The organism is Rhodococcoides fascians A44A, assembly GCF_000760735.1.
In the GTDB taxonomy this organism is placed as follows: Bacteria; Actinomycetota; Actinomycetes; order Mycobacteriales; family Mycobacteriaceae; genus Rhodococcoides; species Rhodococcoides fascians_E.
In genome coordinates this window covers 795,453-814,494 of record NZ_JMEX01000008.1, presented here as the reverse complement: position 1 = coordinate 814,494, position 19,042 = coordinate 795,453, and the positions used below count along the sequence as shown (strand labels likewise).

Annotated in this window: 22 protein-coding genes; 11 read left to right on the top strand and 11 right to left on the bottom strand. The window is 65.5% G+C overall.

Features of this window, described 5'->3' with window-relative positions:
* Positions 1-17 precede the first annotated feature (17 nt).
* Positions 18-1,688 carry a phospholipase D family protein gene (locus BH95_RS16165; RefSeq protein ID WP_019662986.1) on the bottom strand — a complete coding sequence of 557 codons (1,671 nt, stop codon included), beginning with the start codon at positions 1,686-1,688 and terminating at the stop codon, positions 18-20.
* Between the two features lie 37 nt (positions 1,689-1,725).
* Positions 1,726-2,097, bottom strand: a complete 372-nt coding sequence (locus tag BH95_RS16160) for a YybH family protein (protein WP_230621049.1) — start codon at positions 2,095-2,097, stop codon at positions 1,726-1,728.
* Between the two features lie 70 nt (positions 2,098-2,167).
* Between BH95_RS16160 and BH95_RS16155 the strand changes: the two genes are divergently transcribed.
* Positions 2,168-3,073 (top strand): LysR family transcriptional regulator, encoded by a 906-nt coding sequence (locus tag BH95_RS16155; RefSeq protein ID WP_037183130.1) that lies wholly within the window; start codon positions 2,168-2,170, stop codon positions 3,071-3,073.
* Here the strand turns inward: BH95_RS16155 and BH95_RS16150 are convergent.
* Complete coding sequence (locus BH95_RS16150; RefSeq protein WP_033190118.1) at positions 3,070-4,185, bottom strand: NADH:flavin oxidoreductase; 1,116 nt, start codon at positions 4,183-4,185, stop codon at positions 3,070-3,072. The two genes, BH95_RS16155 and BH95_RS16150, sit on opposite strands and share 4 nt — an antisense overlap.
* Positions 4,186-4,265: 80 nt before the next feature.
* On the opposite strand from BH95_RS16150, the gene BH95_RS16145 reads away from it, so the two are divergent.
* From BH95_RS16145 to BH95_RS16135, 3 genes are read left to right on the top strand one after another with little or no spacing between them, the layout of a single operon-like run.
* Positions 4,266-5,078, top strand: coding sequence for an SDR family oxidoreductase (locus tag BH95_RS16145; protein WP_019662990.1), 813 nt, complete (start codon positions 4,266-4,268; stop codon positions 5,076-5,078).
* 9 nt (positions 5,079-5,087) lie between these two features.
* Positions 5,088-6,293, top strand: a complete 1,206-nt coding sequence (locus BH95_RS16140) for an acyl-CoA dehydrogenase family protein (RefSeq protein ID WP_037183128.1) — start codon at positions 5,088-5,090, stop codon at positions 6,291-6,293.
* Positions 6,294-6,326: 33 nt separating this feature from the next.
* Positions 6,327-7,316, top strand: coding sequence for an ABC transporter substrate-binding protein (locus tag BH95_RS16135; RefSeq protein WP_244164996.1), 990 nt, complete (start codon positions 6,327-6,329; stop codon positions 7,314-7,316).
* 78 nt (positions 7,317-7,394) lie between these two features.
* On the opposite strand, the gene BH95_RS16130 is transcribed toward BH95_RS16135, so the two are convergent.
* From BH95_RS16130 to BH95_RS16120, 3 genes are all read right to left on the bottom strand, one after another.
* Complete coding sequence (locus BH95_RS16130) at positions 7,395-8,504, bottom strand: NDMA-dependent alcohol dehydrogenase (RefSeq protein WP_019662993.1); 1,110 nt, start codon at positions 8,502-8,504, stop codon at positions 7,395-7,397.
* A gap of 10 nt (positions 8,505-8,514) precedes the next feature.
* On the bottom strand, positions 8,515-9,972 hold the full coding sequence (locus tag BH95_RS16125) for an aldehyde dehydrogenase (RefSeq protein ID WP_019662994.1): 1,458 nt from the start codon (positions 9,970-9,972) through the stop codon (positions 8,515-8,517).
* 65 nt (positions 9,973-10,037) lie between these two features.
* Positions 10,038-11,609 (bottom strand): sigma-54-dependent Fis family transcriptional regulator, encoded by a 1,572-nt coding sequence (locus BH95_RS16120; protein WP_020110947.1) that lies wholly within the window; start codon positions 11,607-11,609, stop codon positions 10,038-10,040.
* A gap of 72 nt (positions 11,610-11,681) precedes the next feature.
* Between BH95_RS16120 and BH95_RS16115 the strand changes: the two genes are divergently transcribed.
* Positions 11,682-12,686, top strand: a complete 1,005-nt coding sequence (locus tag BH95_RS16115) for an aldo/keto reductase family protein (protein WP_037108571.1) — start codon at positions 11,682-11,684, stop codon at positions 12,684-12,686.
* A 5-nt stretch (positions 12,687-12,691) separates the two neighbouring features.
* On the opposite strand, the gene BH95_RS16110 is transcribed toward BH95_RS16115, so the two are convergent.
* Entirely contained in the window at positions 12,692-13,117 is a 426-nt protein-coding gene (locus BH95_RS16110; RefSeq protein ID WP_037183121.1) for a nucleoside deaminase, read from the bottom strand.
* On the bottom strand, positions 13,114-13,236 hold the full coding sequence (locus BH95_RS29815; protein ID WP_254924957.1) for a hypothetical protein: 123 nt from the start codon (positions 13,234-13,236) through the stop codon (positions 13,114-13,116). Before BH95_RS29815 ends, BH95_RS16110 begins: the two co-directional genes overlap by 4 nt.
* A gap of 234 nt (positions 13,237-13,470) precedes the next feature.
* Here BH95_RS29815 and BH95_RS16105 point away from each other — a divergent pair, with 234 nt between their 5' ends.
* A complete protein-coding gene (locus BH95_RS16105; protein WP_037183118.1) occupies positions 13,471-13,881 on the top strand; it encodes a GDSL-type esterase/lipase family protein in 411 nt (136 codons plus the stop codon).
* Positions 13,882-13,912: 31 nt separating this feature from the next.
* A complete protein-coding gene (locus BH95_RS16100; protein WP_037183115.1) occupies positions 13,913-14,548 on the top strand; it encodes a TetR/AcrR family transcriptional regulator in 636 nt (211 codons plus the stop codon).
* A gap of 62 nt (positions 14,549-14,610) precedes the next feature.
* Here BH95_RS16100 and BH95_RS16095 read toward each other — a convergent pair whose 3' ends face one another.
* The gene (locus tag BH95_RS16095) at positions 14,611-16,428 is read right to left on the bottom strand and encodes an NAD(P)-binding domain-containing protein (RefSeq protein WP_037185174.1); all 1,818 of its coding nucleotides are present in this window, start codon (positions 16,426-16,428) and stop codon (positions 14,611-14,613) included.
* Between the two features lie 50 nt (positions 16,429-16,478).
* Positions 16,479-17,372 (bottom strand): alpha/beta fold hydrolase, encoded by an 894-nt coding sequence (locus BH95_RS16090; RefSeq protein WP_037185171.1) that lies wholly within the window; start codon positions 17,370-17,372, stop codon positions 16,479-16,481.
* A 39-nt stretch (positions 17,373-17,411) separates the two neighbouring features.
* On the opposite strand from BH95_RS16090, the gene BH95_RS29585 reads away from it, so the two are divergent.
* Entirely contained in the window at positions 17,412-17,780 is a 369-nt protein-coding gene (locus BH95_RS29585; RefSeq protein ID WP_244164995.1) for a hypothetical protein, read from the top strand.
* Here BH95_RS29585 and BH95_RS29580 read toward each other — a convergent pair.
* Positions 17,775-17,963, bottom strand: a complete 189-nt coding sequence (locus tag BH95_RS29580) for a hypothetical protein (RefSeq protein WP_244164993.1) — start codon at positions 17,961-17,963, stop codon at positions 17,775-17,777. The genes BH95_RS29585 and BH95_RS29580 overlap by 6 nt on opposite strands.
* On the opposite strand from BH95_RS29580, the gene BH95_RS29575 reads away from it, so the two are divergent.
* The 3 genes from BH95_RS29575 to BH95_RS16080 all read left to right on the top strand — a co-directional run bounded on the left by BH95_RS29575 (position 17,880) and on the right by BH95_RS16080 (position 19,033).
* The gene (locus tag BH95_RS29575) at positions 17,880-18,200 is read left to right on the top strand and encodes a helix-turn-helix domain-containing protein (RefSeq protein WP_347876824.1); all 321 of its coding nucleotides are present in this window, start codon (positions 17,880-17,882) and stop codon (positions 18,198-18,200) included. The genes BH95_RS29580 and BH95_RS29575 overlap by 84 nt on opposite strands.
* Before the next feature lie 94 nt (positions 18,201-18,294).
* Positions 18,295-18,543: a hypothetical protein gene (locus BH95_RS29570; protein WP_244164992.1), complete on the top strand. Its 249-nt coding sequence runs from the start codon at positions 18,295-18,297 to the stop codon at positions 18,541-18,543.
* The gene (locus BH95_RS16080; protein ID WP_244164990.1) at positions 18,500-19,033 is read left to right on the top strand and encodes a hypothetical protein; all 534 of its coding nucleotides are present in this window, start codon (positions 18,500-18,502) and stop codon (positions 19,031-19,033) included. The genes BH95_RS29570 and BH95_RS16080 overlap by 44 nt, the downstream gene beginning before the upstream one ends.
* The last annotated feature ends 9 nt before the right edge of the window (positions 19,034-19,042 follow it).

Below are 19,042 nucleotides of genomic sequence, written 5' to 3'. Positions count from 1 at the left end.
GTTGAATGTTCAGTGTGTCAGAAACGGCGGCGGAACCTCATACCGAGGGGCCTGCCGTCGGGATCGACGAACAGGCGATACGCGACCGCCGCCAGCCGTTGCTGCCACTGCGGAGGCACGTCGATTTCATGGCGGCGAAGTCTGCCCGACGGGCGCGGCGACGCCGACGGTGCCGTGTGCCAGGCGTCGAGACGCGCCGCGCTGCTGCTCACCGCGTCGAAGAACGACGCGGGATCGACGAGGTCTTCGTCGTCGCCCGGCGCGCGGCCCAGGTGCTCGCGGATGAGTTCCAGCCGTAGCTCGCGCGCGAACACCCGTGCTCCGTCGCCGAGACCGGCCGGGTCGACGGGTTCACGAACGTCGCGTTCGTCGTCGACGATCGCGGCCGTCAGCTCGGAGTCGTGAGTCCACGACCGCCGGTTGAAGTTGTCGGAACCGACGGCGGCCCACACGTCGTCGACGATGCACACCTTCGAATGCACGTAGACCGGGATGCCGCGATCATTCTCGAGGTCTAGGACGAGCACGCGGTCACCACCCGCATCGCGGATCACGTCGAGTGCCGCGGAGTGGCCGAGCAGAGCCGACGGAATGGTGATGGCACTGTCGTCGTCGAGATGCTTCGGGACGACGATGACCAGGCGCAGATCCTGTGAGCGTCGCAGAGCGGCGGCGAACACCCGCGCCACGTCCACCGACCACAGGTACTGATCCTCGACGTAGACCAGTTCGCGGGCGCGCCGCAGAACCTTCGCGTACGCGCGGGCCGCGCTGAACTCACCCTGAGTCGCGAACGGATACGCCGGGCGTCTGCGCGGATACGTGCGGAGAAGTTGGACGCTGCAGGTGCCCGCGGCTGCGGGTGCGTCGTGCTGCTCCGGCAGTTCCGACACCTCACGGGTGACGCCGCGGAGAATGTCGGGGATGGCGTGCCACGGCAGGCGGGACAACGCGGCCGGATCCTCCCACCGTTCACGGAAGACGTGCTCGATGTCGCGGACCGCGGGCCCCTGCACCTGCACCTGCATGTCGTGCCACGCGGGAAGTTCGCCGTACTCGGGCGGGAACGGCCGGCTCACGGGGTCGCCGAAATGATCGGCGTCGTCGCGTCGGGCACGCGCGAGATCGATACCACCGACGAACGCGAGGTCGACCGTGTCGGGATCCTGATACCGGACGACGACGAACTTCTGGTGATGACTTCCCAGCGTCAGGACCCGTTGGTCGAGAATCACCTCGCCGCCTGCCTCCTCGAGACGCAACGCCAACTTCCGGTTCTTGGGACCGGTGAAGCCGAGGGTCTCGATGTGCGAGCGCCACACCATGCCCTTGACGATGCCGCCGCGCTGCGCAACCGACGCGAGCGCGTCCTCGACGGTCGTGTCGTCGGTCAGCAGCTGTTCCGGGTCACCGCGCCAATCGGTGAACAGCACCAGGTCGCCCTCGCCCGCGGCGTCCAGCGCGCTCGCCAGAGCCGCGAAATAGGGTTTGCCGTGCACGAGCGGGGTGACCCGGTTGCCGTCCGTCCAGGCCGCGATGCGGGTGTCGGGGTTGCCGCGCTCCTCGGAGCTGAGGAACCAAGGGTGTTCGGAGTCGAACTTCTGGACCTGCTCGTTCAGTGCGGCACTACTGCGGCCGAGTCGCCGAGCGAGCGCATCGATCGTTCGGCGTAGCGGCTGCGGTATCACGAGGGGAAATACTGTCAGAGCAGTCCGACGGGGCGTGTCACGAGGTCGGGTCGAACTCCGGCTGATCGATGATGCGCAGCCACGAACCGTCCGGTTGACGCTGCACGACCTGGGCGCGGGCGCCTGCATTGTCCCTCGGTGCCGTCGAAGTGAGCGCGATGTCGCCGTACACCAGCGTCGGCAGTCCCTCCTCCAGTTCGAAACGAGGCCCGTGCGCGAGCACCGACGCCCACAGTTCACGTATTGCGGCTCGGCCTGTCGTCGTCTGTCCGGCGGGGTAGGCCATGACGGCGTTGTCGGCGTAGAGCGCCGCGACACCGTCGGCGTCTCCTGCGTTGGATCGCTCGACGAACAGGCGGGTGATGTCTTCCGGTGTCATTGCTTTGTCGGTCGTTGCATTGTTTGTCATGGTTTCATCGTCATCACACCGGTACGAGAAGTCCAACAGATAGTTGTGATGAAAGCTAGAATTACAGCTTATGGAACTGAGGCAGCTCGAGTACTTCGTCGCCGTCGCGGAGGAAGCCAACTTCACCCGTGCGGCCGAGCGGGTGAACATCAGCCAGTCCGGCATCAGTGCCCAGATCAAAGCGCTGGAGAAGGAGGTCGGGGCCGAGCTGATCGACCGCAGCAGCAGGGTGGCGCGGTTGACGGTAGCAGGGACAGCTGCCCTGGTACACGCGCGCCGCGCACTGGAATCATCTGCAGCCCTTCGCCATTCCGTCGACGAGGTGCTCTCCCTCGTGCGCGGGAAGGTCGCCGTCGGAATGGTCACCGCATGCACCGTCACACCGCTGTTCGACGCCTTGGCTGCGTTCCACTCCGCGTACCCGGGCGTGGACATCACGTTGGCGGAGGCAAATTCAGACGAGTTGATCGCGCGCGTCCGGTCGGGCGCGCTCGACGTCGCCCTCGTCGGCACCGCTCACGGTCCGCCCGAGGGGCTCGAATCGCTGGTCATGATCACGGAAGGACTGGCGGCGTGTGTACCGCCCGGGCATCCGTTGGCGTCGGCATCGGCGGTGACACTCGGCGAGGTGTGCGCCCACCGGGTGGTGTGCCTGCCGGTGGGTACCGGAATCAGATCCGTGTTCGACGACGCCTGTGCCGCAGCGGATATCACCGCCGACGTCGCGTTGGCCGCCAGTGCGCCGGGAGCTGTCGCCGACTTGGCGGCCAGAGGTTTGGGCGTCGCCATCCTGAGCCGTTCCATGGCAACGGATTTCGAGGATCGGTTGGTCCCGGTACCGATCTCGGACGTGCCTGCCGACGCTGTTCTCGCCCTGACCTGGTCGCCCAGGGCGAGCACGGCGGTGAGAAAGCTCGCCACCTATGTGAGTGGTTGTGTAGGCCCTGGCCTACACAACCACTCACATAGGGGCTAGACGAGTTCGGTGATGTGATCGCGGGTGAAGGCGATGCGCTCGTTCAATCGGCCGGACTCGACCTTGTTCACCCACTCGGCGTCGGCGAGCAGGGCACGGCCGACGGCGACGATGTCGAATTCGCCCCGCTCGAACTGCTCGAACAGCGGCGTCAGGTCGGTCGTTCCCGACGCACCGTCCGGACCCCAGGCGCTGCCGAACTCCTTGTCCAACCCGACCGAGCCGACGGTGATCGTCGGGAGGCCGGTGATTTCCTTGGTCCACCCGGCCAGTCCTCGGGTTGCATCGAGCTCGGGGAACTCGGGAATCCAGTGGCGGCGGGTCGAGGGGTGGAGCACGTCGACCCCGGCGTCGACCAGCGGGGTGAGGATCTTCTCCAGTTCCTGCGGGGTCTGCGCGATCCGAGCGTCGTAGTGATCGGCCTTCCACTGCGAGTATCGGTAGACGATCGCGAAGTCGTCACCCACCTCGGCTCGGATCGCCGCCACCACCTCGGCCGGGAAGCGGGTACGAGCTTCGAGGGATCCGCCGAAACGGTCGTCACGCAGATTGGTTGTCTGCCACAGGAACTCGTCGAGAAGGTAACCGTGCGCGCCGTGCAGCTCGACTCCGTCGAACCCGACGCTCTTCGCGTTAGCCGCTGCGTCGACCCAGTACTGGATCAGCTGGTCGAGGTCGCTGCTCGTGAAGGCGCGGCCCAACGGAGTGCCGTCCAGTGCGATGCCCGACGGGCTGACCGTCGTCACCTCGGGGTTGAGGCGCGGCGAGTCTCCGCGCTGCACGCCGAGGTGCCAGAGCTGCGGGATGATCACCGAGCCCTCGGCGTGGACGGCGTCGACGACGCTCTTCCATCCGTCGAGGCTGTCCTCGCCGTAGATGTGGGGAACTCGGGTGTCCGGGCCTGCCGCGGGGTCGGGGATCAGCGTGCCCTCGGTGATGATGAGGCTCGTTCCGCCTGCGGCCCGCCTGCGGTAGTACTCGGCGACGTTCTCGCGCGGGACTCCGCCGGGGGAGAACGCGCGGGTCATCGGCGCCATCGCGAAGCGGTTACGCAGTTTCAGGGACTTGGTTTCGAACGGAGTGAATAGCCCCGCGGATGCTGTTTCGGTCACGTCGGAGACGAACCGGCCGGGGCGCAGCGGTATTCCACCTCGTCTCGGATGGGGGGATATCGAGGTGATATACCTGGGTGATGAAGGTAACAGGCAAGGTTGCTGTGATCACCGGAGGCGGAGGCGGGATCGGCGGTGCACTTGCCCAGCGGCTCGTCGCGGAAGGCGCGAAGGTCGTCGTGTCCGATCTCGACGCGGCGTCGGCGTCGCGGGTGGTGGAGTCACTGGAACCTGGCTCGGCGGTGTCTCTCGGGGGTGACGCGTCGAAAACCGACGACATCACCGCGTTGATCGCTCTCGCCGAGGACACCTTCGGTCCCGTGGACCTCTACTTCGCCAACGCGGGCATCAGTGGCGCACCGGGCCTCGACGCGACGGAAGCCGAGTGGGATCTGTCCATCGACGTCAATCTGCGCGCGCACATCCGCGCTGCGCAGCTTCTGGTGCCCGGGTGGATCGAGCGCGGCGAGGGCTACTTCGTCAGTACCGCGTCGGCTGCCGGCCTGCTCACACAGATCGGTTCTGCCACGTACGCGACCACCAAGCATGCGGCCGTGGGTTTCTCGGAGTGGCTCAACGTCACTTACGGTGACCGCGGCATTCGCGTCAGCTGCCTGTGCCCCATGGGTGTGAACACCAAGCTGCTGTACGAGGGCAAGGAATCCGGTAATTCGCTCGGGGCGGCGGCTACTGCTGCCGTGCTCTCCGCGGGCGACGTGCTCGAGCCGAGTGACGTCGCGGAGGTCGTCCTCGCTGCGATGGATGCCGAGGAGTTCTTGATTCTGCCGCACCGGAACGTGCTGGAGATGTACCGCAACAAGGGTTCCGATTACGACCGGTGGTTGCGCGGCATGCGTCGCTACCAGAAAGCCCTTCTGGGGCAAGACAACTAAAGGAGCGACGTGTCCTTCTTCGAGACCACCGAGCGCGGCCGGAAGTATCAGCAGGATCTGTTGGAGTTCATGGACTCTCACGTCTACCCGGCGGAGTCCGTCTACGACGAGCAGATGCGCGAGCTCGGCGACCCGCACGGGCAACCCCAGATCATCGAGGATCTGAAGAAGGAAGCCCGGTCGCGCGGGTTGTGGAACCTCTTCCACCCCCACCAGGAGTGGGGGCCCGGCCTGACCAATCTCGAGTATGCCCCGCTCGCGGAGATCATGGGCCGGAGCCTGTTGGCGCCCGAGGCGTGCAACTGCAACGCGCCGGACACGGGCAACATGGAAGTGTTCACGCTGTTCGGAACGGACGAGCACAAGGAGAAGTATCTGAAGCCGTTGCTGGACGGCACTATTCGGTCCGCATTCGCGATGACGGAACCCGACGTCGCCAGTTCCGACGCCACCAACATCGCCATGCGAATGGAACGCGACGGCGACGACTACATCCTGAACGGCCGCAAGTGGTGGACGTCGAATGCGCTGCACAAGAACTGCAAAGTTCTCATCGTCATGGGCAAGACCGAGCCGGATGCCGCCAGCCACCGTCAGCAGTCGATGCTCGTCGTGCCCATCGATGCGCCGGGTGTCACCGTCGTACGGAACCTGCCGGTGTTCGGCTACGTCGATCGCGAAGGTCACGCCGAGGTGCTCTTCGAGGACGTGCGGGTGCCGTCGAAGGACGTGTTGAAGGGGCCGGGTGAGGGTTTCGCGATCAGTCAGGCCAGGTTGGGCCCCGGGCGGATCCATCACGCCATGCGGACCATCGGCGTCGCCGAGCGGGCACTCGAACTGCTGTGCCGCCGTGCGGTATCGAGAGTCACCTTCGGTAAGCCGATCGCGATGCGCGCCAACATCCAGGATTGGATCGCCGAGGCTCGCATCGACATCGAGAAGACGCGACTGTTGACGCTGAAGGCCGCGTACCTGATGGACACCGTCGGCAACAAGGAAGCACGCACCGAGATCGCCGCCATCAAGGTGGCAGCTCCGGAGATGGCACTGAAGATCATCGACCGGGCCATTCAGGTCCACGGCGGCGGCGGTGTGTCCGACGACTTCCCGCTCGCGATGATGTACGCCCACATCCGGACGCTGCGGCTGGCGGACGGCCCCGACGAGGTGCACAAGATGTCGATCGCGCGGATGGAGTTGAAGAAGTACCTCTAGAGGCTTAGGCGAGGCTGTGCTAACTTCACGCGCATGAAGCGGACCGCGATGCGCATGATCATTGCCTCGGTGGCACTTGTGGGCCTCGTGGCCTGCAGCAGTGACTCGGGGGACAGTAGCTCCGCCGGGTCGAACGACAGGACGGTGACAATCGATCACGTCGTCGGCTCGACGACGATACAGGGAACGCCCGAGCGCATCGTGGCCCTCGGGCAACAGTGGGTGGACGCGCTGGCGGAGTTCGACGTCTCCCCGGTCGGGTACATCTCCGCAGGATCTCAGGGAGACGAGCGGAAGCTTTACCCCTGGCAGACGGGCCTGACCGAGGATTCCGTGATGCTCGACTCGACGTCGGTCGACACGATGAACGCGACCCCGCCCGTGGAGGAGATCGCGGCACTGCAGCCGGATCTCATTCTGGTGGCGGGGATCGCATCTCCCGAGCCGTACCAGTCGCTCAGTGAGGTCGCGCCCACGGTTTTCCCCGAGAAGAGCACGGTGGACAGCTGGCAGTGGCAGATCGAAACGCTCGGAAAGATTTTCGACCGTGAGGACGACGCGCAGTCGATCATCGCCGAGGGCGAAGGCTTCACCGACGGCATCGCCGCCGAGTACCCAGGCTTGGACGGCAAGACCGCGGTGCTCGCCCAGTACATCGTCGCCACGCAGCAACTCGTGGCCGTCGTCGATCCCGACGACGGTGCCGCGCAGGTCTTCGACAGCATCGGTCTCAGTGTTCCTGCGGACCTCGCAGCCTCGCCGGAGGCGACGAGCGGCCGGTTGGTCTTCAGTCCCGAACGGATCAACGAACTCACTGCCGACCTGGTCGTCATGCTGCCCAACGGTGGAACCGCCGCCGACCTCCAGGCCCTGCCTGGCTTCGATTCGCTGCCCGCGGTAGCGAGCGGCGGCGTCTCGGTGCAGGACTACGCCACGGTGGTCGGATTCAATCTGCCGTCCAAGGCGTCGATCGAGTACTCGGTGGACAAGATTCGTCCCCAGCTCGAGGCGGTAGGCGGCTAGCTAGCTCCCCCTTGTGAGTACTTATATGTAGGTCAGGACCTACACAAGCCTCACAAGGGGGCGGTACTCACGTGGGTTCTAGAGGTGAATCACCCCTCGCATGTTCTTGCCGTCTCGCAGATCCTGGTACCCCTCGTTCACCTGCTCGAGTGAGTACGTGTTGGTGATCAGCTCGTCGAGCTTGAGCTGGCCGGCGTCGTAGAGGCGCAGCAGCCGGACGATGTCGTACTGAGGGTTCGCGGAGCCGAACAGTGTGCCCTTGATGGTCTTCTGGTTCAGCGTCAGATCCGTGCCGGAGACGTGAACGGTCAGCGCCTCGGGGTCGGCGAGACCGGTGATGACGACGGTGCCGCCCTTGCCGATGGCGGCTGTCGCTGCCTGGACCACTTCCTCGTCGACGGTGCCCACGAGAATCAGGGCCTGATCCGCGCCCTGGCCCCAGGTGAGCTCGGTGAGCTTCTCCTGGGCGCTGGCGTAGTCGCCGAAAGCATGTGTCGCACCGAACTTCAACGCCTGGTTCCGCTTGAATTCCAGCGGGTCGACGACGAGGACGTGCTTGGCGCCCGCGTGCACGGCGCCCTGCACCGCGTTGATGCCGAGACCACCGATGCCGTAGATGATCACCGAATCACCGGCCCGCACACCACCCGCGTACACGGAGGTGCCCCAGCCCGACGGCACGCCGCATCCGACGAGAACCGCTGTCTCCAAGGGCAACCAGTCGTCGATCTTCACGACGGAGTGTTGCGAGATCGTGGCGCGCTCGGCGAACGTTCCCAGCATGCACATCGCGCCGAACTCGGTTCCCTTGCTGTCGCGACGCCGGAATGAGCCGTCGGGCATGCAGCCTTCGAGAATCGTTGCGCCCATGTCGCACAGGTTCTGTCGGCCCGTCGAACAGTAGCGACAGGTACCGCAGTTGGGGATGAACGAACAGACGACGTGATCGCCGGGCTTGACCTTGGTCACACCGGGCCCCACTTCCTCGATGATTCCGGAGCCTTCGTGCCCACCGACGATCGGGAAGCGCGGTGGGAGGTCGCCGTCGAGCAGATGGAGGTCCGAGTGGCACAGGCCGGCAGCGACGTACTTGATCAGGACTTCGCCCGGCCCGGGTCCGTCCAATTCGAGTTCGAGGATCTCGAACGGCTTGTGTGCTTCGAAAAGTACTGCAGCTTTGGTCTTCACGAAAGATCTCCTAGCGGTAGATGGACTTGAACTGCTGGAAGTTGCCGAGGGCGTCGGGGCCGAGTTCGCGGCCGATGCCGCTGTCCTTGACGCCACCGAACGGTGAACCCGGGTCGACCATGTAGCGGTTGATGCCGATGGTTCCGGTGCGAATCTGCTTGGCGACGCCGTACCCTCGTTCGTCGTCGGAGGTCCAGACGGTGCCGCCGAGCCCGAAGTCGGTGTCGTTGGCGATGCGGATGGCGTCCGCTTCGTCGCCGTACGGGATCACCGACAGCACAGGCCCGAAAATTTCCTCCTGGGCGATGGCGTGATCGTTCTCGACGTCGGCGAACACCGTCGGCGACACGAACCACCCGCGATCGAGATCGGACGGACGGACACCTCCGGTGACCAGCCGGGCACCGTCGCCACTGCCCTTCGCGATGTAGCCCTCGACTCGATCTCGTTGCCGCTCACTGGCCATCGGACCGATCTGTGTCGCCGGATCCAGCGCGTCGCCGACGGCGAGTGATTGTGCGAATGCTTCGAGCACGCCGACCACCTCGTCGTATCGACTGCGCGGCGCGAGCACTCGGGTGCCGAGGAAACACGTCTGACCGTTGTTGAGAAACGTTGCACCGAAGAGGTCTTCGCCGATCTTCGCAAGATCGAGTTCGGCGTCGTCGAGAACGATCGCCGCGGACTTTCCGCCCAGTTCCAGGGTGACGGGCCGCAGTAGTCGTCCGCAGGTCTCGGCGATCGACCGGCCGGCGGCAGTGGATCCGGTGAATGCAACCTTGTCGATACCCGGGTGCGATACGAGGTAGGCGCCCACCTCGCGCCCGCCGGGAACGATGTTGACCACCCCGGGCGGAATGCCCGCCGCCATGACGGCTTCGGCGAACGGAACCGAGTCGAGGACGGTTTCCGGTGACGGCTTGATGACGATGGTGCACCCGGCCGCCAGAGCGGGTGCGTGCTTGAACGCCGCGAGAGTCTGCGGGAAGTTCCACGGCGCGATGGCACCGACGACGCCGATGGGTTCCCGACGCACCGTCGTCGTGCCGCCGAGAAGGTGCGGGTGCGATTCCTCGAACGTCGCCGTTCTGGCAAGCCCGGCGTAGTACCTGACGACCGCGACGGGAAAGCCTGCTTCGAGCTGCAGGGCGATCGAAATCGGCATGCCGTTCTGCGCCGAGACCGTGCGGGCTATCTGCTCACCGCGCGCTTCGAGTTCGTCGGCGAGCCGGTCCAGAGCGTCGGCGCGGGCCGACGGCTCCCACTGACTCCAGCCGCTCGGATCCTCGAACGCGCGACGGGCGGCCGCGACGGCTGCGTCGACGTCTGCCTCCTGCGCCTCCGGAACCGAGCCGATGATCTGTTCGGTACTGGCCGACCGTACGTCGATCCTCGCCGACGAACTCGGGGGTGCCCACTCGCCGCCGATGAACAGCGATGCCGCGTGTATTGCCGTATCTGTACTCATGCATAGATCGTGACCCGCATCACGCCGGGTGAGTGTTCAAAAACTGTACGTTCTCCGCGCGGTTCTCAGTGGATGCCGAGTTCCTTCATTCGCTTGTACAGCGTGGTGCGGCTGATTCCGAGGCTGTCCGCGGTGGCGGCTTTGTTGCCCCCGCACCGAGCGAGTTCGTGCACGATGGCATCTCGCATCGCAGCGTCCAGAGCTGTCAGACGACTCGACGCACCCCGCGCACCGGGCCTGACCAGATCGTGTTCGCTGATGTCGCCGACGGACCTGCGGGCTGCCGCGCTCATCACTTCGTCGCGTAGTTCGCCGATGTTGCCGGGCCAATCGTGATCGATGAGAGCGCGCATGGCGTCCGGGGTGAACCGGGCACGGGAGCCGATTTCCGCGAGCATCCCGCGGACCAGGTCGGGAATTTCGTGACGCCTGGACCTGAGCGGAGCGAGCTCGACGGTGTCCGTGCACAACGACAGCAGTTGGCGGTGCTCCGCCGTCGACGTGTCCCGGATGGAGCTGGACAGTGCGAACCATCCACGCGCCGACTTCAACAGGGCATGCAGTCGGTGCGCGACGGGTGCGTCGGCCAGGTGAATGTTCTTCACCACGACATCCGTACCGGCCGTCACCTGCGTTTCGACGGATGCGAGCCACGCCGCGGGTGTCGTCGTGACGAGATCGGCGGCGTCGAACCATCGTGGCGCGCGGGCGGCAGTCAGCCTGGCCAGTGTCGTCGACTTGCCCGTTCCCGGTTCGCCGACGACACACAGGGGTTGGGACGCGGCGGCTGTCGACGTACGACGCGCGGGCTCGTCGAGCACATCTATCTCGAGGACGACGCCGGTGCCGGACACCGGCCTTTCCCATCGCACGAGTGCCCGGGCTCCGGAGTTCAGGACGACGGAGTCGATGACTCCGCTGCGACGGATCGACTCGTCCGTCAGCGACCGCAGCGCGGCGTGGTCGACGGTGTCGATGACGGCGGCTGCGGACGTGTTCTCGAGCAGAAGTTCGTCACCGATCGCGACGACGGGTGCGCCGCGCCGCCGAGCCGACGCATGTTGGAATGCCTGGAAGAGCCGTTGCTCGCCGCTGCGCGTCTCTTCCAGCAACCGCCCCTGGATGTCCTGCGCGGAATGCGCGAGCATCGGCTGGAGCAGCGGGTTGTCCTCGGATTCGAGGAACGTGATGTCGAGGACGCCCTCGATGCGTTTGGTGATCGGATGGATCAGCGGGTGGCCGTAGCAGCTGAAGCCCTTCATCGACTCCATGTAGTGCTCGCTGCCCCGAACGGCCAGGGGTTTACGGAGTTCGAACGACGTCGAGATCGAGTTGGTGCCCGACGCCTCCTCGGTGAAGGATCGGCCGACGACGGCGCCGACGCCGAACACGACGTCGCGCAGTGTTCGCGTGCCGAAGCGGAGATCGACGAGCCGGGCGTCGCGGTCGGCGAGCAGTACGCAGTAGCCGGAACCGTCGAGCATGCTTTCCATGCGGTCGAGGATCGGGTCGGCGGCGGCGAGGAGACGACTGCGCCGGTCCACGTCACGTAGAGCGGATTGTTCGAGCGAGTGGGCGGGTTCCAGCCCGCTGGAGGCAGAGCGTTGCCACGACAATGCGATCTGCTCACGCACCACACCGTGCTCCTCGTTGTCCCTCGTGACACGAGGCTAGCGCAGAGGCACCGCCCCGCGGGTAGCGTTTTCGGCATGGCTTACAGATACCTCGGCAACAGTGGACTCAAGATCTCGGAGATCACCTACGGAAACTGGCTCACTCACGGTTCGCAGGTCGAGAACGATGTCGCGACGCAGTGCGTGCATGCCGCCCTCGATGCGGGGATCACGACGTTCGACACCGCGGACGTCTACGCGAACGGCGCCGCCGAAACCGTGCTGGGTGAGGCGCTGAAGGGCGTTCGGCGTGAATCGTTGGAGATCTTCACCAAGGTGTACTTCCCGGTCGGGCCGAAGGGGCCCAACGACACCGGACTGTCCCGCAAGCACATCTTCGAGGGCATCGACGCGTCTCTCCGACGGCTGAGCACCGACTACGTCGACCTCTACCAGGCTCATCGTTTCGACTTCGAGACTCCGCTCGAGGAGACCATCGCTGCGTTCGGGGACGTCGTCCGTCAGGGCAAGGCCCTGTACATCGGGGTGTCGGAGTGGACGGCCGATCAGCTGCGCCGGGGTCAGGCGCTGGCCCGCGAGAACGGTTTCTCCATCGTCTCCAACCAGCCGCAGTACTCGGCGTTGTGGCGAGTCATCGAATCCGAGGTCATCCCGACGTCGAAGGAACTGGGCATCTCCCAGATCGTGTGGTCGCCGATCGCTCAGGGTGTTCTCACCGGCAAGTATCTGCCCGGTCAGCCGCTGCCCGAGGGCTCGCGCGCCACCGACGACAAGGGCGGCGACAAGATGATCCAGCGCTACCTCAACGACGAAACACTCACTCGCGTTCAGGAATTGAAGCCGATCGCCGAGTCGCTCGGCATCACGATGGCTCAGCTCGCGGTCGCCTGGGTACTGGCGAACGACAACATCGCCGCCGCCCTGGTCGGTGCGTCACGCCCCGAGCAGATCGCCGAGAACATCAAGGCGTCGGAAGTCACCTTGGACGCGGACGTGCTGAAGAAGATCGACGACGCACTCGCCGGATCGATCGAAACCGACCCGGCGAAGACGCAGTCACCCGAGACGCGCCTGGTGTAAAGCGCTCACGAACGGAAGACGTTCAACGCTTCGGCCTCGTCGACCGGACCCTCGACGGTGATGTCCACGTCCGCTGCGCCGACGACCTCGGCGCAGCGCAGCGAGAACCGTGGACCACCGTCGAGGAGCTTCGAGAACTCCGGTTCCGAGGCCCCGAACACGATGCGTGTGACGCCGGCCCACACCATGGCGGCACTGCACATGGGGCACGGCTCGCCACTGGCGTATATGGTTGCGTTCTCGGCCGTCGCGGCGCCGCGGATCGCGACCAGCTCGGCGTGGGCGGTGACGTCACCGCCCGACGCGACTTCGTTGCGGCCCTCGGCCAGCACGGTGCCGTCGGCGCCGACGAGCACCGCCCCGAACGGCCGGTTCCCTGCCTCGCCCGCCTCGACGGCGAGTTCGATCGCGCGGCTCAGGTGTGTGCTCATGCCGAAAGGTCCACGGTCGTACCTACTTTCAATTCGTATGCTCTGTCGATCAGCGTGCGCGCCGACACCAGATCCTGCAGTCCGATCCCGACGGAGTCGAACAGCGTCACCTCGAACATTCGGCCTGTCTCGAAGACTACGACGAACAGCGGACTTCAGTCCGAGTCTCGACGCGGACGAACCTTCGCGGAATCCGTGGATTTTCTGAAGCGCATGTGTTTCACTTTTGGCTGTGACTCAGGCCACCCCGAGTTCTGCGGACATCGAAAGAGAGTGCACACGGTGAAGAGACTTGCGACGGCGCTTCTGCCCGTCGCGCTGGTCGGTCAGCTGATGGCGGCAACGCCCGCGTCGTGGACGGGGTCGACACGATCGCGGAGAGCACGAAGGCGCAGGTCCCCGCCTGGTCGGAATTGATCGACTCGATCCGAGCGAAAGCGCCCCACGCCCGCATCGTCCTCGTCGGGTACGGCACCTACATCAGGCCGGGCGGCTGCTTCCCCGACCAGCCGATGCACCCGGCCGACGCGGATTATCTACAGGCGAAGGTCGACGACATGAGCGACACCCAGCGCACCCTCGCGGCGGAGAAGGGCATCGAATTCTTCGACACCCGCCCTGTCACCGAAGGCCACGATTCCTGCGCGGCGCCGGAGGACCGGTATCTGGAAGGGCTCGTTCCCACGCATCAGGCATTGCCCTTGCATCCGAACGCTCTCGGAGCGGACGCCGTCGGGACAGCGCTGGCCGATTACCTGCGCTGACCGCAGCGGCAGGGATGCGAGAATTCGACGTGTGCAGCCCACTCCATCCCGCGCCTACGGCGGACGCTCGGCCGACGACAGACGGGCCGAGCGGCGGAGTCGATTCGTCGACGCGGCCTTCACCGTGTTCTCGACGACCGGGTACGCCCAGAGTTCGGTACCGCAGATCTGCGCGGAGGCGCGGCTGTCCTCCCGGCAGTTCTACGCGGACTTCTCCAGCCGAGAAGCGTTGCTGAGGGAGGCATACGACCAGGTGAACGAGGCGGCGCGGGCCGCGGTGACGGCTGCTGCGGCGGCGTCCGTGTCCGAGCCGTTCCAGGCTCGGGTGCGGGTGTTGGTCCGGGCGTACCTCGAGTCCGTACTGTCCGATCCGCGTCGACCTCGCTTGGCGTTCGTCGAAGTGATCGGCGTCAGTCCGGAGATGGAAGAGCACAGGAAAGTTCAGATCTCCGAGTGGATCGACGTGCTGCAATCGATCTTCCGCAGTGCCGTGGACCGAGGCGAAATCGACGACCGCGACTTCCGGCTGACGTCGACGGCGCTGATCGGGGCGACGAATGCTCTCGTGAATCTGAGCACCACCGCCTCACCCGCGCTGCCCGTCGACGTACTGGTCGACGAGCTCAGTCGCATCGCCGCCGCCTCCACGCTGCCCCCTCCGTTGTGATTGGAAATGCGCACTGGACTTCACACGCACTGGGGTGCGCATTTCCACTCACGTAGGGAGCGTCAGCGCAAGTGATGCACTTCCTGTAGGCCGTAGACCGGGGTGTCGATGCCCTCGTACCTGGCCTTGATCTGCAGAGCGAGGTACAGCGAATAGTGCCGTGACTGATGCAGGTTGCCGCCGTGGAACCACAGGTTCTCCTGCTGCGTCGGCTTCCACATGTTGCGCTGCTCGCCCTCCCACGGACCCGGATCCTTGGTGGTGTCCGAGCCCAGGCCCCATACCTTGCCGACCTTGTCGGCCGTCGCCTGGTCGATGAGGTCGGCGACCCAGCCGTTCATCGAGCCGTAGCCGGTGGCGTAGACGATCACGTCGGCCGGCAGTTCCGACCCGTCCTCCAGCACAACGCTGTTCTTGCCGATCCGTTCGACCTGTCCGGCAACGAGTTCGATCTTGCCGTCCGCGACGAGCTCCGATGCGCCGACGTCGATGTAGTAGCCCGATCCGCGGCGCAGGTACTTCATGAACAGGCCCGAGCCGTCGTCACCGAAATCGTGCTGGAACCCTGCCTTCTCCAACCGGTCGTAGAAGTCCTTGTCCTTCTCGGCGATCTGTTGGTACACCGGGATCTGGAACTCGTGCATGATCCGGTACGGCAGCGACGCGAACGTCAGATCGGCCTTGCCCGTGGTCATTCCGGATTCCACAGCCCGCTCGGAGTACAGATCACCCAAGGCGATCTCGCACAGTGAATCCGATTTGACGATGTGCGTCGAACTGCGCTGCAGCATCGTCACGTCCACGCCGGTCTCGTACAGCGCTTTGCAGATGTCGTGCGCCGAGTTGTTGGAGCCGACGACGACGACCTTCTTGCCGACGTAGGCGTCGGGACCCGGGTGCTCGCTCGAATGGTGTTGCTCGCCTTCGAAATCCTCCATCCCCGGGAAGTTGGGTACGTTCTTCTTGCCGGACATGCCGGTGGCCATGATCAGCTGCGTGGGGTGCAGGATCACTTCCTCGCCGTTGCGGTCGAGGACCACGGTCCATTTCTTCGCCGCCTCGTCGTAGGTCGCGGTCTTGGCTGTGGTGCGGCTCCAGTACGGAACTTCCATGACCTTGGTGTACATCTCGAGCCAGTCGCCGATCTTGTCCTTCGGTGCGAACACCGGCCAGTTCGGCGGGAACGGCAGGTACGGGAGATGGTCGTACCAGACCGGGTCGTGCAGACAGAGGCTCTTGTAGCGTCCGCGCCACTGGTCTCCCGGCCGGTTCGCTCGATCGACGACGATGGCAGGGACACCCAGCTGGCGGAACCGGGCGCCGAGAGCGATACCGCCCTGGCCGCCACCGACGATCAGCGCATACGGCTGCACGGTGTAGCCGAGCTCCTTCTCCTCGATCTCCTTCTTCTCCGCCCAGTTCTGGGTGTCGGCGTTGGAACCGTGGACTGCTCCCTTGATGCGGGTGTGCCCTTGACGCTCCTCGTGGCCTTTGAGCTCCTGCATGGTGGTGAGCAAGGTCCACCCTTCGTCGCCTCTCAGGCGGAGGTGCCCCTTGCCGCGGCTGGTGGCGGTCTCGAACTCGATCCACGCCGACGTCACCCCGTCGGCCTCGTCGGGTGTCTCGGTGGTGTGGAACCCGGACGGATCGGTGTCCTCCAAACGTTCCGCGAGCATCCCCTCGATTCCGTCTCGGCCCTCGACGGTCTTGAGGTTCCAGGTGAACGTCACCAGGTCGCGCCAGAAGCTGTCGACGGCGAACTTGGCCGCGACACGGCCCGGGTCACGAGCCTTCAGCGCGGCTTCGAAATCCGCGAGCCAGGCGTCGACCCGCTGCTGCGGTGTCTGCGAGAGAACGGGCGGTTCGATGGTCTGGGTCATGGAGACTCCCTTGTCGTTCGTTCGTGTGCTGTGACCCAGCACACTCCTTTCTACGACGAGCGGTCGAGAGTTGCAGTGGGTTGCATGTGACCGGCGTCACCGACGAAGCGCGTGATCTCCGACGCCAATTCCTCCGGCCGGTCCTCGGACACCCACGTACGAGACCCCTCGATCACGGCCAGCGTCGAGTTCGGAAAGTCCCGCGCCAGGCGCTCCGCGTGCTCGAACGGAAAGAACTTGTCATCCGACGCCCACGCCACCAGGACGGGTTGCTCGACGCCGCCGAACCGTCGGGCAGCGTCGAGCGTGTACGTCGTGTCGACGGATCGGAGGAACGTCGCGATGTCGCGGCGGATACCAGCGTCGAGGATGGGCATCGCGAAGTGATCGAGGAGCTCGTCACCCAGTCTCGCGTGGCTCAGCCAGCCGAACCCGATCGGTGAGCGTCCGTACAGCCGGCGCAGCCACGGCACCCGCAGGGCGAGGGCAATGAGGTCGAGGGTGATCGGGACCCGCGCCAGCCGGCACAGGTAGGCGAAGAACGGCGGCGGAAAGTTCTCGTAGGCGTCGCACGGCGTGAGGACGACGCGACCGATGCGCTCCGGACGACGCGTGATCACCAGCTGCGTCAGCATTCCGCCGCCGTCGTTTCCGACGAGAGTCACATCGCGCAGATCGAGTCGCTCGATGACGTCGGCGACGACGTCGGCAATACCGGTGGCCGTCATGTCACCTGCGGGACCTACCGGGATCGCGTGACTGCCGAAGGGCCAGTCGGCGGTGATGCACCGGTGGTTCGCGGCGAGCAACGGAACGACCTTCCGCCAGATCGCGGCATTGGCGAACAATCCGTGGACGAACACGATCGGGGATCCGCTCCCTCGCTCGTACACACGGACTCCGTCGACGATCCTCGAATCACCCAAAGCAGAAACGGTGCTCATGTTCCAGACCTCTTCCCTGTTGCCGGATGTGGTGCAAGCATGTCCGGCATGCGAGATGCGGCGCTTCCAGAAACGTGCTGTACCGAGCCGACGCTGTGGCTGTGGGCGGGCAAAGCCGTGTACGTCGGGCCGTCTCTGAACATCGACTACCACTCCGGTTCGATCCTGTGCTTCGCGGTCGGGGCGGACGCGCCGTTCACGCTGCGCGACGAGCACGGCGAACAGTGGAGTGTGCGCAGTGCAGCCGTCGCGCCTCGGACGGTCCATCGTGTGGAAGCGCACGGTGAGCGAATGGTGTTCGCCTACAGCGATCCTGGCGTATCCAGATCCGACCGTATCCTGGATGCGGCGAGTACCCGTACCGGCGGATTCGGCCTTCGACTTCCCTCCGAATCAGCACTGTTATAACTCGCGGCCGCGGGCTCGCCCGACCCGCGGGCACTCGTCGAGACGCTGTGCGGCCCCGAGCCGCGGCAAGTCGACGAGCGCATCCGTGCGGCCGTACGCATCGTCCGCGAGAAACCGGGCGCCGTTGTCGCAGCAGCCGACCTCGCCGCTGCCGTCAACCTGTCGACGTCCCGATTTCTGCATCTGTTCTCCGCCGAAGCGGGTACGAGCTTCCGGCGGTACCGCCTGTGGGCTCGGATGCTGCACGTCGGCGAAGCCGTGGCGCGAGGAAGCGATCTCACGACCGCATCGGTCGAAGCCGGATTCTCGTCACCCTCCCACTTCAGCGATTCCTTCCACTCGATGTTCGGCCTGTCGGCCGCAGCGCTTCTGGCCATGGGAACGCGCATCGAGATCCTGGACAGCGAACCCGCACCCTGACACTCGAATCGTGCTGATCGAAAGGGTTTCCCGCAGGCCCGAGTCCTCCTAGTCTTGCGAGGCAACGACGTCGGACAGAAAGTGACTCACTGCTGTGCCAGTATCGAGAACCGTTCCTGTGGGAGTGCGTCTGCGCGACGTACCGTCCGGCGGGGTAGCAGAACTCGCGCGGGCTGCATCCGCTCTCGACGCGTCGGGCACCGGGTTCGTGGTCCTCGGCACGCAGGTGGGCGGACTCGATCCCAGCACGGTCGCAAGCTTTCTCGCACGACGCACGTTCGGACTGGGGCTGGTGGGTGTTGTCCGACGACGATTCCACCGAACTCGGACTGGGGGTGCGTAGTTCGTGGGTCGATGCACCACGGTCGACGCGGAATCCGGACGCCGTGACGGCGGTACGAGCACTGTGGCGGACGTGGCCGGCGGCCGCGGTCGTCGGTGATGTCGAGTCCAACATCTTCACTCGTGCCGAGGACATTCGGTACGCCGACCACCGGGGGGTCTTCGCCACGGCCGGTCCGCTCACCGTGCCGACCACCCCGCAGGGGGAGCCGGTGATCTTCGGACCGGGCACGTCGGACATCGCCGTCGAGGGAGACACCGCCTTCGCCTCGGTGTCCGTGGACGCGATCGGCAGTGCACTCGACGCCGGCGCATCGGGCGTCGTCGTCGACGTGCACGACCTCGATGCTTGGTTGCACGACGTCCTCCCCGGTCTGATCCAGGACGGCGTCGTACGTCCCCGGCGATCGACGACGACGCTGCGTGGCTATCTGAACATCGGACTACCCGCGGAACCGGACCTGTCCGCGAACAGGCCCGTCTACACCTGACGACAGGGA